12 protein-coding genes are annotated in these 12,533 nt (G+C 30.6%); 2 read left to right on the forward strand and 10 right to left on the reverse strand.

Going from position 1 to position 12,533, the window contains the following annotated elements:
- Positions 1–64: 64 nt before the first annotated feature.
- Complete coding sequence (locus MYRA21_RS05420) at positions 65–670, reverse strand: DUF4254 domain-containing protein (protein WP_006257989.1); 606 nt, start codon at positions 668–670, stop codon at positions 65–67.
- Between the two features lie 59 nt (positions 671–729).
- On the opposite strand from MYRA21_RS05420, the gene upp reads away from it, so the two are divergent.
- Positions 730–1,383 carry a uracil phosphoribosyltransferase gene (upp, locus tag MYRA21_RS05425; protein WP_006257988.1) on the forward strand — a complete coding sequence of 218 codons (654 nt, stop codon included), beginning with the start codon at positions 730–732 and terminating at the stop codon, positions 1,381–1,383.
- Here the strand turns inward: upp and MYRA21_RS05430 are convergent.
- Positions 1,378–2,316 carry a DUF6427 family protein gene (locus tag MYRA21_RS05430; protein WP_006257987.1) on the reverse strand — a complete coding sequence of 313 codons (939 nt, stop codon included), beginning with the start codon at positions 2,314–2,316 and terminating at the stop codon, positions 1,378–1,380. The two genes, upp and MYRA21_RS05430, sit on opposite strands and share 6 nt — an antisense overlap.
- Before the next feature lie 111 nt (positions 2,317–2,427).
- Here MYRA21_RS05430 and MYRA21_RS05435 point away from each other — a divergent pair, with 111 nt between their 5' ends.
- A complete protein-coding gene (locus MYRA21_RS05435; RefSeq protein WP_006257986.1) occupies positions 2,428–2,658 on the forward strand; it encodes a hypothetical protein in 231 nt (76 codons plus the stop codon).
- A 9-nt stretch (positions 2,659–2,667) separates the two neighbouring features.
- Here MYRA21_RS05435 and purD read toward each other — a convergent pair whose 3' ends face one another.
- From purD to asnB, 8 genes are all read right to left on the reverse strand, one after another.
- Complete coding sequence (gene purD, locus MYRA21_RS05440) at positions 2,668–3,939, reverse strand: phosphoribosylamine--glycine ligase (RefSeq protein WP_006257985.1); 1,272 nt, start codon at positions 3,937–3,939, stop codon at positions 2,668–2,670.
- 105 nt (positions 3,940–4,044) lie between these two features.
- Complete coding sequence (locus MYRA21_RS05445; RefSeq protein WP_006257984.1) at positions 4,045–5,394, reverse strand: exopolysaccharide biosynthesis polyprenyl glycosylphosphotransferase; 1,350 nt, start codon at positions 5,392–5,394, stop codon at positions 4,045–4,047.
- A complete protein-coding gene (locus MYRA21_RS05450) occupies positions 5,394–6,377 on the reverse strand; it encodes a UDP-glucuronic acid decarboxylase family protein (RefSeq protein ID WP_006257983.1) in 984 nt (327 codons plus the stop codon). The genes MYRA21_RS05445 and MYRA21_RS05450 overlap by 1 nt, the downstream gene beginning before the upstream one ends.
- Positions 6,374–7,111 (reverse strand): WecB/TagA/CpsF family glycosyltransferase, encoded by a 738-nt coding sequence (locus tag MYRA21_RS05455; protein ID WP_006257982.1) that lies wholly within the window; start codon positions 7,109–7,111, stop codon positions 6,374–6,376. The genes MYRA21_RS05450 and MYRA21_RS05455 overlap by 4 nt, the downstream gene beginning before the upstream one ends.
- Complete coding sequence (locus MYRA21_RS05460) at positions 7,092–8,369, reverse strand: O-antigen ligase (protein ID WP_006257981.1); 1,278 nt, start codon at positions 8,367–8,369, stop codon at positions 7,092–7,094. The genes MYRA21_RS05455 and MYRA21_RS05460 overlap by 20 nt, the downstream gene beginning before the upstream one ends.
- 1 nt (position 8,370) lies before the next feature.
- Positions 8,371–9,591: an O-antigen ligase family protein gene (locus MYRA21_RS05465; RefSeq protein WP_039328694.1), complete on the reverse strand. Its 1,221-nt coding sequence runs from the start codon at positions 9,589–9,591 to the stop codon at positions 8,371–8,373.
- A complete protein-coding gene (locus tag MYRA21_RS05470; RefSeq protein ID WP_039328695.1) occupies positions 9,588–10,712 on the reverse strand; it encodes a glycosyltransferase family 4 protein in 1,125 nt (374 codons plus the stop codon). The genes MYRA21_RS05465 and MYRA21_RS05470 overlap by 4 nt, the downstream gene beginning before the upstream one ends.
- Positions 10,712–12,532 (reverse strand): asparagine synthase (glutamine-hydrolyzing), encoded by a 1,821-nt coding sequence (asnB, locus tag MYRA21_RS05475; RefSeq protein WP_006257978.1) that lies wholly within the window; start codon positions 12,530–12,532, stop codon positions 10,712–10,714. The genes MYRA21_RS05470 and asnB overlap by 1 nt, the downstream gene beginning before the upstream one ends.
- Position 12,533 lies beyond the last annotated feature (1 nt).

A 12,533-nucleotide genomic window follows, 5' to 3' on the forward strand; every position in this document is an offset into this window, starting at 1 on the left:
TTAGGTTATGAACAAGAAAAGCGTGAATACTCACGCTTTCTATATTTTTTTATCAAAGATATGATTATTTCTTGTTTTGGTACAATACAGGGTTTAATTCCTCATCATTGTACATTTTCATTTGCTTGTATACTTTCATATACTTATCTCCGTTAGCGATATCATTTAATAAATCATCGATAGCAGTAGTTAAGTCTTTCTTTTGTTCTAAAAGTACATCCAATTTAGCTTGACATTTATCTCTGTGATCTTGAGTAGCTTCAGGTCTAGTAGCTTCTTCATTCATGTGATAAATCTTAAGAGCTAAGATAGATAATCTGTCAATAGCCCAAGCTGGACTCTCAGAGTTAATCTTAGCAGTAGCCTTTACTTGTACATCTTTATGTTTTTGTAAGAAATAGCTATCAATATATTCTACCATATCTGTACGCTCTTGATTCGAAGCATCAATTCTTCTTTTCAATGCTAATGCAGCTACAGGATCAATCTGTGGATCGCGAATAATATCTTCGAAATGCCATTGAACAGTGTCAATCCAGTTCTTTAAATACAATAAATGTTTGATATCATCTTTTGGATATGGGTTGTTGATTGGCTGGTCAACATTATCAAATTTATGATAGTCACGAATACTCTCTTCGAATATTGGAAATGCTAATTCTGAAAACATACTAATTATTTTATTTACAAATATAGTTTTTATACCTTTATCGTACTAATTATACCGAGATGAAAATTCATTATATTTCAGCAGAAAACAGTATCCTGAACCACTTTTTAGCACAACTTAGAGACGTTAATATCCAAAAAGATAGCATGCGATTTAGAAAAAATATCGAGCGAATCGGAGAGATTATGTCTTATGAATTAAGTAAGAAGTTACCTTATAAGGATATCGCTGTACAAACTCCTCTAGGAGTTAAACACACAACGTGCATTGAAGACAATGTAGTATTATGTTCTATCCTACGTGCTGGATTAGCGCTACACACAGGGTTTATGAACTTCTTTGACAACGCTGAGAATGGATTCGTATCTGCTTATCGCCGTCATGGAAAACACGGTGAGGCTAGTGAGATCTTAGTTGAGTATCAAGCGGCACCTTCATTCCAGGACAAAATATTGATCCTTATTGACCCTATGTTAGCTACAGGACAATCTCTAGTAGCCGTAATCAATAAGCTAATGGCTGAAGAAAAGCCAAAAGAACTACATATAGCTGTAGTTATCGCTGCTCCTGAAGGAGTACAATACTTAGAAGAAAACCTTCCTGATAATGTAAATCTATGGGTAGCTACTCTAGATGAGAAATTAGATGATCACAATTATATCGTACCAGGACTAGGTGATGCTGGAGATCTAGCATACGGACATAAACTATAATACTAACTGCATGAAGTAGAAGAATACCCCTAGTCCAAATACGCTGTATACTATGGCTTCTCTTCTCCACTTCTGTGGAATATCTTCTATATAATTAGCTCCTAATACAGCTAATGGGAAGAAAGTAAATATTAAAGTTCCGTTGTTTTTATCAGCAGAAATCACATAAATAGCAACGCCTATAAGGAAAGATAACAGTATTTTCTTATAGGTGCTTTGCATATTAAAAGGCTTCGAAGAAATACTCGCTGCTTGGCTAACAAAGAATAGTAAAGCAATAGGTACATAGACTGCCAAAGCAATATTCTGATATACGTTTTCAAAATACATAAAGTCAAAGCTCACTCTACACTTCTCCCAGAACCAGTCATAATAACTACCGTCTGTAATCACTAAGTACAATTCTAAAAATATAGAAACACAGAAAAAAGCAATAATTGGGATAAACCAGTTTCTATAATCTTTTGCTCCAAAATAAGTTATCGCAAAGAACAATAGAAGTAAAAATAATACACTCCAAAAGTGAAATAACCCTGCTACAAAAATCCATAAAGAGGTATCAAACATCTTCTCCTTAGACTGCTTCAATGAATGCAATGAGAATATTCTTCTCAGAGCCAACATGATAAAGTAGTTGGCTATAATAACCTTACTATGTACTAAAACAGTAGGGAATAGCATTAAAAAAGAGACGAATAAAAGAGGTACATAAGCATTGTCCCTTACTAATCGATTACGAGTAGCAATAAACTGTGATAAATACATCATCACCATTAGCAAAGCTAGTAAAACAGTTCTTTTACCAAACTCATAAGTAGTCCAAACCAACTGATCTTGGTCTATAAATAAGTACAAAACACTGATTAATAGAATTAAGATGGTCAGTATAATGTAATTAATTGGTTTTGTTTTACTAAAAATACTTGCTAACATTTATATATTTTATATTTTTGTACATATTAAGCCTATACTTCCATTTTATCGGTTGAATAAGTTTAGTAACGGATTAATAAAATAATTTTATTTAATTTAAAATAAAGTACAATGACTTCATTTTTTCTTGGATTAGGATTCCTTTTTGAAAAAGTTCTATTTATTCCAATGGATCTTTTTGCAAAATTAGAATTAACAAATTGGTGGACTGCAAATATTATTACTTGGGCGTTTATCCTTATTACTTGCTACTATTTTGCTTTTTGGTTAAAACAACTAAAAATCTTCAAAGCAAATAATGAAGATGACCAAGATACTACAGCCCACTCATTTTTAAAATAGTTTCGATTTTTACAAATCGAAACCTATATCTGAACGGTAATAAATCTTATCGAAATTTAGCTTAGCTATGTTTTGATAAGATTTTTTTAATGCTTCATCGTAACTGTTTCCATAAGATGTAACAGCTAATACACGACCACCATTAGTCACTACTTCTCCATCTTTTAGTGCTGTTCCAGCATGGAATACAATAGAGTCTGTTACGTCATCTATACCTGTAATTACTTTTCCTTTCTCATACTCTTCAGGATAACCACCCGATACTAACATTACTGTAGTAGCTGTGCGCTCATCTAACTCTATCTCTACTGTATCAAGTGTTTCGTTAGCCACTGCTTCAAAAAGATCTACTAAATCAGTCTTCACTCTAGGCATCACCACTTCTGTCTCAGGATCTCCCATACGTACATTATACTCGATCACGAATGGATCATCTCCAACCTTAATCAATCCAATGAATACGAAACCTTTAAAGTCTAAGTTGTCTTCTTGCAATCCTCTTACAGTAGGAATAACTACTCTCTCTTCTACTTTCTTTAAAAAGTCATCAGTAGCAAAAGGAACTGGAGAAACTGCTCCCATACCTCCTGTATTTAACCCTTTATCTCCTTCTCCTATTCTCTTGTAGTCTTTTGCAGTTGGTAATAACTTATATGATTTACCATCCGTTAATACAAAACAACTCAATTCTATACCAGACAAGAATTCTTCAATAACTACTTTAGAACTAGCATCACCAAACTTAGCATCTACTAACATATTCTCTAACTCCGCCTTAGCTTCATTGATGTCTTCTAAAATAACTACTCCTTTACCTGCTGCTAATCCATCTGCTTTCAATACATAAGGAGCTTTTACTGTATCTAAGAACTTCTTCCCTTCTTCTACTGTATCTTTTGTGAAAGTAGCATAACCAGCTGTCGGTATATTATGTTTAAATAAAAACTCTTTAGCGAAGTCTTTACTTCCTTCTAATTGTGCTCCTTTCATAGAAGGTCCTATTACAGGAATATGATTTACTAGATCATCTCCTTTAAAGAAATCTACAATTCCTTTTACAAGAGGATCTTCAGGTCCTACTACCACCATATCAATCTTATGCTCTAGAACAGTCTTCTTTACTGCTTCAAAATCATTTGGATTGACCGCTATATTCTTAGCAATTTTCGCTGTACCAGCATTTCCTGGTGCTACGAATAACTCTTCACATTTAGAACTTTGAAGCATTTTCCAAGCAAGTGCGTGCTCACGTCCTCCTGAACCTAATAGTAAAATTTTCATTAATTGTGTTGTTTGTTATTAAACACCAAAAATAAATATAAATAACACAATAACGAAAGTTACTCTAAAGAAAAAAGCATCTAATTTAGTTTAGATGCTTTCCTATTAATATGCTTTTTTTTCTCCTTTAAAAACATTGTAAACAGTAAGATACACAATCTTTAAATCTAAGAGTATAGACCAGTTCTCTAAATAAAACAAATCATACTTGAATCGATTAATAATATCTCTATCTGTTTCTATTTCTCCTCTATATCCATGTGTCTGTGCCATCCCTGTAATTCCAGGCTTGATAAGGTGACGTAGCATAAACTTGTTTACTCTCTTTGAATATAACTTCGTATGAACCACCATATGAGGTCTAGGCCCTACGATAGACATATCTCCTAAAAAGACATTGATAAACTGAGGGAATTCATCTAAGCTAGTTTTACGAATAAAAGCTCCTATCTTAGTTACACGCATATCATTCTTAGTCGCTTGCTTCTGATCACAATCATCATTAACAGCCATAGACCTGAACTTATAACATACAAACTCTTCATCATTGACTCCAGTTCTTTTTTGTTTAAAGAATACAGGTCCTTTAGATTCTCTTTTAATCAAAATAGCGAGTAAAGGAAATAACCAAGACAACACAAATACAATCACTAAAGAAGAGAATACAATATCAAATAACCTTTTTAATAACTTATTATAGGGCTTATCCAAAGGAATAACACGTCTAGGGACAATAGCTATCAAGTCATAATAGTCTACCTTCAGATTATGTGTAATAATCTGTTTTTGGGTAGGTACATACTTTAATGTTACTAAATTATTATCTGCCAACTCTAACAATCTATGATAATCCTCCCCTTGGATTATTGAAAACTGTATATAAATCTCATCTACCTTATTCTCCAAGATAAGTTGTTCTATCTCATCTACTTTTTCTAAACATAATACATCATCATAAGTAGCAACTATTCTATATCCAAGATCTCCTCTCTTTATAAACAGTTTATTTAATAAAGATATTTCCTTACTCTTTCCTATTAAAATGATATTTCTAGAGTTCCCCCCTAGTACTTTTCGAAAATACTTTAAAGAGAAAAAGATAAAAAACTTCACTCCTGTAATAATCCCAAAAGCATATACACAGTATAGGAATATATCTAAAGGTTCTGCAAACCTAGCTGCAATCCCGTTAAAAGAGGTAATCAATACTAAGATCAGAACAAACTGCTTTACTATTTTCTCTCCAATCTTAACTACTCGTGTATGGCGGAAGACTCCATAGAAGTCGCTCATCCATGCTGCAATAATCCAACCAATAGTAATGACTAAATGAAATAGATATACTCCTTTTAAACTAGAGAAGTATAAAGCTGCCATTGTATTGATTACAAACAAATCAATAGCTATAGTCAATGGTCTAATTAAATACGAATATCTACCTGAATTTTTACTCACTAATATATATACTTTGAAAAATCTTTATGTTCTTCTCTTAATAAATCCTCACTTGAATAAGCTTTAAAGTACTCATACGTCAACTTCATACCCTCACTTCTACCGACTTTTGGTTCCCAACCTAATATTTTCTTAGCCTTCTCAATACTAGGACAACGTTGTAAAGGGTCATTTATTGGTAAATCCTTATAAATAATCTTTTGTTCTGACTGAGTAAGGGCAATAATCTCTTTAGCAAAGTCTAATATTGTAATCTCATCTGGATTTCCAATATTAACTGGTAGGTGATAGTCTGATAACAGTAATCTATAGATACCTTCAACTTGATCATCTACATAACAGAAAGATCTAGTCTGACTACCATCACCAAAGACAGTTAAATCTTCTCCTCTTAATGCTTGCCCAATAAATGCAGGTATAACACGTCCATCATTAAGTCTCATACGAGGGCCATAAGTGTTGAAAATACGTACTATCCTTGTTTCTACATTATGAAATGTATGATATGCCATAGTAATAGATTCTTGGAATCGTTTAGCTTCATCATATACCCCTCTTGGTCCTATCGTATTTACATTTCCGTAATATTCTTCTGTCTGTGGATGTACTAATGGATCTCCATATATCTCTGATGTAGATGCTATCAAAATACGTGCTCCTTTTACACGAGCTAAGCCAAGTAGATTATGCGTTCCTAATGAACCTACTTTTAGCGTCTGAATAGGTATCTTTAAATAATCTATCGGACTCGCTGGTGATGCGAAATGAAGTATATAATCTAATTCTCCAGGTATATGCACAAACTTCGTTACATCATGATGATAAAACTCAAAGTTCTCTAATTGAAATAGGTGTTGGATATTCTTTAAATCACCTGTGATTAGATTATCCATTCCTATTACGTGAAAACCTTCAGCTATAAAACGATCACATAAATGCGAGCCTAAAAAACCTGCTGCTCCTGTTATTAATATTTTTTTCATCCTTTTCTAAACTTCTCTTTAACTACTAAAAAAATAAACTTACCATTGGTAATAAAGCTTCTTTTCCACATTCTCTTAGGTTCTTGAAGAAATCTATAAAACCATTCCATTCCACATTGTTGAACCCATAGAGGAGCGCGCTTTACCTTTCCTGAAACAACATCAAAACTTCCACCTACCCCCATAGTAAAACCTATTAAAGATAATTCCTCTTTGTATGTTGACAAGAATATTTCTTTTTTTGGAGAGCTAATTGCTACAAATAAATAAGTAGCTTTACTATTCACAATATCTTGTACAATACTGGGTTCCTCTTCTTTTGTAAAGTATCCATTACGATACCCTCCTATAACTTGATCACCATATTTTTCTTTAAACTTATCTGCTACCTTACTTACAACTTCTTCATTTGCACCTAACAAATAGACTGATTCTCCTCTATTTGCAGCATTTTCTACAAGTTTGACGAACAAATCAACTCCTGATACTCGTTCTTTCAATGATTTTTTTAAGAATTTAGAGGCCCATACCACAGCCATTCCGTCAGCATTAACTAGATCAGCATTCTTAATACTATCAAACAACTCTATATCACTTTGCATATTTACAAGTTTAGCAGCATTAACCACTATATGCATAATAGGTTCTTTAGTATCTATAGATTTATTAATAACATCTAATGTCTCATTCATAGACAAATTATCAATGGAAATATCAAAAATTTCTTCTTTCATTTTTCAAATTAATTAATGTAAAAATACTTGCATAAAAACTAAAAAATATAATAGCCATATTACGATATAAAATAGAATCAAATAAAGAACCAACACCTATAATTACAAATAAAAACAAGAAAGTAAAATTTTTTGCTCTAATATTATGTATTACATTAACTACAAGAAAATAGAAAAACAAAGCAACTCCTACTAAACCATATTCAATAAAAAAAGACAAATACTGATTATGAGGTCCGTACTTTTCTTTTACTGCATAAATTAATCCTTCTTGTTTATAAGCTTCCAGTGAAATTCTATCTTCACTTCCTGATCCAGAGCCTACAAAAGGATGTTCCATTCCTTTATAAAAAATAGCTTCCCATCTACTCCATCTGCTATCATTTTTAAACTCTCCACTATAAGATGTTCCCTTATTCTCAGTTAGCTCCCATACAACTTGGCTTGAAATTCTTTCATAAAGATATGTTCCTTTTAAAACCTGATTCAGCCCCAAAGAAGAGAATATTACCAAAGAGACCACTATCAATAGTTGTATCCCACCTTTGCGATACTTTACAAATAAAACAAATGCTCTTATTATACAAAATAATATATATAATGTTAATAGTAAAAAAGGGCTTCTACTATTTAAAAACAACAAACAAATTACTAAAACAAAAACTAATAGAACTCTTACAGTTTTATGAAATACAGTTTTATTTTCTAAAACAATTACCAATGCAAATACTACATAGAAACCATAGAAAACTGGATGAAAGTCAAGCAAAGAAGCAAATACGTGATAAGTAAAATCATAACTAAAAATATCTCTTTCTAAAACTATACTTTGCCCCTTAAATAAATAATAGTTATAGAAATTATTTAATATCAATATACAACTAGATACAAACGTTCCACCAACAAATGCCTTAAATGAAACATCCTTAATCTTCTGTAAAAAAACTAAAGGAAAAAAACTAAATATTATAGGTATAAGTAAATAAGAAGAAAACCTCTCAATCAATTTTATTGAATTCTTCAGATCTTCTGTATAAAGTAAACCTAAAATCAATAATACAAAAATAAAAACAGTCGTCTTAAAGCTATTTTTTACATATATTTTTAATCCATAAATCTCTAAATTCTTTCGATTCTTATAAATATAGAATAATACACTGACTACTAATAAGCCTAAACCTATATTAGCCAACTTTGTGTAAATAGGTATTAAAAAACAAAATAACGATGTCCCTAATAAAACTAATTTCCTTTCCATTTTAAATCTTTTTAAACATTATAGCAAACCCAAATCCTATATACACACCAGCTATTCCTGAATTTAATATATGTCCTGATAAGCACGATAGTAAAAGTAAAAAACATAAAAGAATTAAAGTTACTCGACCAAAAGGGAATTCCTGCTTTTTACTAAGCAAAATAGATTCTTTTAATAGACTTCCATAAAATTGAAAAAAAAGTAAAACCCCCATTATACCATAAGAGAAAAAAATATCTATCATATCTATTTCTACAAATTTAGATGCCCATTCATAATATTGCGTAGGCCCAACTCCTATAAAATAATTAACTAGATTATATTTCTCTTGTATAATCAACCAAGTCTCATGGAAATATAAATTCCTGCTTGACAAAACAAAAGTTACAAAATCTAACTTATCCCAAAATAAAGTATATCTATCAAATATTGATGTATTTGTTATAAAAAGAACAATTATAATTAATATGCTACTAATTCCTAATAATGCCTTACCAATTGTTGCTTTAGATATATTTTTAGAAAAATCATAAACACTTAAAAGAATTGCAATATAAACAAGAACAATTCCTAGCATCCCTGTTTTAGAGCTAATCAATAAACCTAAAACAAAACTAAAGGCTCCATAAAAAATAAAAGCTAACTTGTCCTTTTTAACAACCAAATAATAATAACCTATGATAGCAGATAGAACAATTAGTAATGCTGATATTTCATTACCTGCAATAAAATATCCTCTTGTCCCGATATTACCAAACTCATACATTGGATAACCTAAACCTACCAACTTACTCAATAAATTGGATGCTAAAATCCAAAATGAAAATTTTATCCACCTCCATAAAATAGTAAAACTATTATTATCAACTAGATAATATTTAAAATAATAAAAGGAGATAATAATAATTAGATACTTCGAAGTTCTAATAGTGTCCTGAAAAAGGAGGTTGAGGTCTGAATTATAAAAACAAAATTGAGTGATTGAAGGAATAAAAAGGATAAGCGTATATAATAAAATTTTTTGAAACACTTTAGGGTATAAAATAAGCCTAACACTTAATAATAAAATAAGAATAGACTTATACAATTGACTTAAAGAAAATATAAACTCAATCTTATTCTCATGTAATATACCATTTATCATGTCCAAAATCAATAATGGAAACAATAAATATCCTATAATAAAATCTAGCTTTTTTACATTATCATGTATTAATTTCATGTCACAATTTGTTTTAATAAGAAAAGTTCTTTTTCACCTTGTTTTCGCCAATTAATTTTCGTCATTCCACTCCTACCTTCTTTTACTATATTCTCCATCACATGAGAATCATTAGTAATCTCAATGATTCTCTGTGCAAGTTTCTCTAGATCATCATCAATTAAACCCCCTATTCTATCTTCAATAAATTCACTTATTGCAGAATTATTATTACTTATTGTTAACAATCTACTTGCCATAGCTTCGCACATAATAACTCCTTGAGAATCAAACAAAGTAAAAGCGCTAAAAATACCATAATTAGAAAACAACGTAGGCAAATCTTTTCTCTCTATAAAATCGTCTATTATCCTAACTCTATTCTCTAGATTATACTTCTTTATTAGCTGTTCATATTTATACTTCAAAAAACCTTTACCATAAATATCTAATGTAAATATATCCGGTAAAAATCTCATTAATTCTATAGACATATCAACTCCATATTTAACATCAGAGAGAGGTCTTATTGTAATAATCTTATGTCTATTTTGATAATTAAACGGAACATCAAACAACTCAGTATCAACCCCATTAGGAACTGCATAAAACTTTTCAAACTTTATAGCAAGAATCTTCTCAGTATGGTTTTTCATCCATAGTGAAGGCGTCATAATTAAGTACCTATTTGATAAACTTATTTGCCTTAAGAAGCGCTTCATCCAAAAATGATTCCAAGTATTAATATATAGATACTTCACAATACCTTTTATTGACCAAGTAAAATCATACAAATACTCAGGATACTTTAACACATCTGTTCCATGAATATAGATTGCTACAGGATATTTATTCTTTAAAATAGCATTGTATATACTAAAGCCACCATTCTTTAATGGATATTGATTAAGTAAATGCAGATATAATAGATCATACTTCCCTAATACATTAGCTATTTCACTTGACACATCCTCTATTACATGAATCCCTTGATAATTATATATACTTTTCTCCTTTGCTGGTACTAAAATAGTCACATCTACTCCTTGAGATTTAAAATACAATGCCCTAACATGAACAAACATATGATTGTATAGCTGATTTTCTTTAGGATATCTAGATGTTATAATTGCAATTTTCATTATTTATTAAATAAGTAATAAATCGATAGTAATGTAAAAATCTGTTTTTCTCTATTAAAGCCTTTTTTGTGTTGTTCAAAAATATCCAATACAGCCTTTTTATTAAACAATTCAAAATAAGGACTATCACTTTCTTTAATCATTTGTATATAATACTCGCCTAAATCCTCTCTAAACCACTTTTCAGTTGGAGACATAAAACCTTTCTTAGGTCTATTAATTATTTCCGTAGGTAAAATTTCTTCTGCAAATGCTCTATGTATTCTTTTTGTTTTTCCATCAGCTATTTTAAAATCATATGGTAAAGATTCTAAAAACTTAATTAATTCAACATCTAACATTGGAACCCTTGTTTCTATTGTAAAATTCATGGAAACTTTATCTGTATACATTAAGAGATCATCTGCTAAATTCATTCTCAAATCAACCGCCATCATTCCTTCAACACCTTTCTTGTCTTTACACTTTAATAATTCATAGTAATAACAGATTCTATCATAGCTTTTATAATCACTATGATTTATAAGTGTATTGATTTCGGTATCTGTAAATAGGGCATAGATGTTTTCCCAACGCTTTACATCATTCTTAATAGACAATGATTGAGCAGCTCTAATCCATCTCTCTTTTTTACTGTAATTAGCAATCGGCTTCATTAATTGAAACATAAAAGAAGGAAACTTATCTGCTAAGATTTCTCCTTTATAGCGAGTATATCCACCAAGTGGTTCATCTGCTCCCTGCCCTGTTAAAACTACTTTTAAATCTTTACTTACAGCCTCATTTAAATAGAACATTGGTAATATTGAAGTTGTTCCTAAGGGTTCTTCAACAATACGACATGTCTCTTCAAAAATCTCTTTAAAATTACTAGCTGATATAATAATATTATGATGATCTGTCTTTAAGAAATCAGCAGACCTTTGAGCATCTTCTATTTCATTAGCAAATTCATTCTCTTCAAACCCTACTGTATATGTTTTAAGCCTATTATCAGAATGTTTCTGAGCAAAATAAGTAACTAAAGCAGAGTCTATTCCTCCACTTAGTAAAGTACCTACTTCTACATCAGACATTAATTGTCTCTTAACAGCATCTTCAAAAAGTTGACCATATTTACCTACTGCCTTATTAAAGCTATAATTCTTAACTATTGCAACTGGGTTTATATAACTATAAATATCAATAGAGCTCTTCTCTAAGTCATACTCTAGAATATGTCCAGGACGCACTTTTAAAATACCTTGATAAATAGTATCTGGCGAAGGATTATATCTAAGTTTCAATAACTCAGCTACATTCTCTTGATCTATCTCTAATTTTCCCTTGTAATATCTTAAAGGTCTAATCTCTGAAGAGAAGAGTAATTTATTAGATTCTTCTAATAAATAGTATAAGGGTTTAACACCAAAGTGATCGCGAACCAAATACACTTTTTGACTCTTTTTATCTAGCAAACAAAAACTAAATATTCCATTAAAATCCTTTATCGCCTCAATACCAAATTTAGCTAAATAGTAAAGAATAGTTTCAGTATCAGAATTTCCTTTAAAACTAATCTCAGGCAATTTCTTTCGAAGCTCTAAATGATTGTATATCTCACCGTTAAAAACAATTACAAAATTTTGATCTATAGATGTCATAGGTTGATATCCTGCTTCTGTTAGTTCAACAATGGCTAATCGTCTATGTCCTAAAAAAACAGTACTATTCTCTATATCAAAACTTTCAATAGCTCCACTATCTGGACCTCTATGATATATTGTATTTAATGTTGCTTCACCAAATGGTAAATTTATACTTCCTAAAATTCCACACATA

Origin of the sequence: Myroides sp. A21 (genome assembly GCF_000807225.1) — a bacterium.
GTDB lineage: Bacteria > Bacteroidota > Bacteroidia > Flavobacteriales > Flavobacteriaceae > Flavobacterium > Flavobacterium odoratimimum.

Excerpts from the sequence above, each read along its gene's own strand:
- MYRA21_RS05420 (WP_006257989.1), bottom strand. The coding sequence starts at position 670 with ATGTTTTCAGAATTAGCATTTCCAATATTCGAAGAGAGTATTCGTGAC.
- upp (WP_006257988.1), top strand. The coding sequence starts at position 730 with ATGAAAATTCATTATATTTCAGCAGAAAACAGTATCCTGAACCACTTT.
- MYRA21_RS05430 (WP_006257987.1), bottom strand. The coding sequence starts at position 2,316 with ATGTTAGCAAGTATTTTTAGTAAAACAAAACCAATTAATTACATTATA.
- MYRA21_RS05435 (WP_006257986.1), top strand. The coding sequence starts at position 2,428 with ATGACTTCATTTTTTCTTGGATTAGGATTCCTTTTTGAAAAAGTTCTA.
- purD (WP_006257985.1), bottom strand. The coding sequence starts at position 3,939 with ATGAAAATTTTACTATTAGGTTCAGGAGGACGTGAGCACGCACTTGCT.
- MYRA21_RS05450 (WP_006257983.1), bottom strand. The coding sequence starts at position 6,377 with ATGAAAAAAATATTAATAACAGGAGCAGCAGGTTTTTTAGGCTCGCAT.
- MYRA21_RS05455 (WP_006257982.1), bottom strand. The coding sequence starts at position 7,111 with ATGAAAGAAGAAATTTTTGATATTTCCATTGATAATTTGTCTATGAAT.
- MYRA21_RS05460 (WP_006257981.1), bottom strand. The coding sequence starts at position 8,369 with ATGGAAAGGAAATTAGTTTTATTAGGGACATCGTTATTTTGTTTTTTA.
- MYRA21_RS05465 (WP_039328694.1), bottom strand. The coding sequence starts at position 9,591 with ATGAAATTAATACATGATAATGTAAAAAAGCTAGATTTTATTATAGGA.
- MYRA21_RS05470 (WP_039328695.1), bottom strand. The coding sequence starts at position 10,712 with ATGAAAATTGCAATTATAACATCTAGATATCCTAAAGAAAATCAGCTA.
- asnB (WP_006257978.1), bottom strand. The coding sequence starts at position 12,532 with ATGTGTGGAATTTTAGGAAGTATAAATTTACCATTTGGTGAAGCAACA.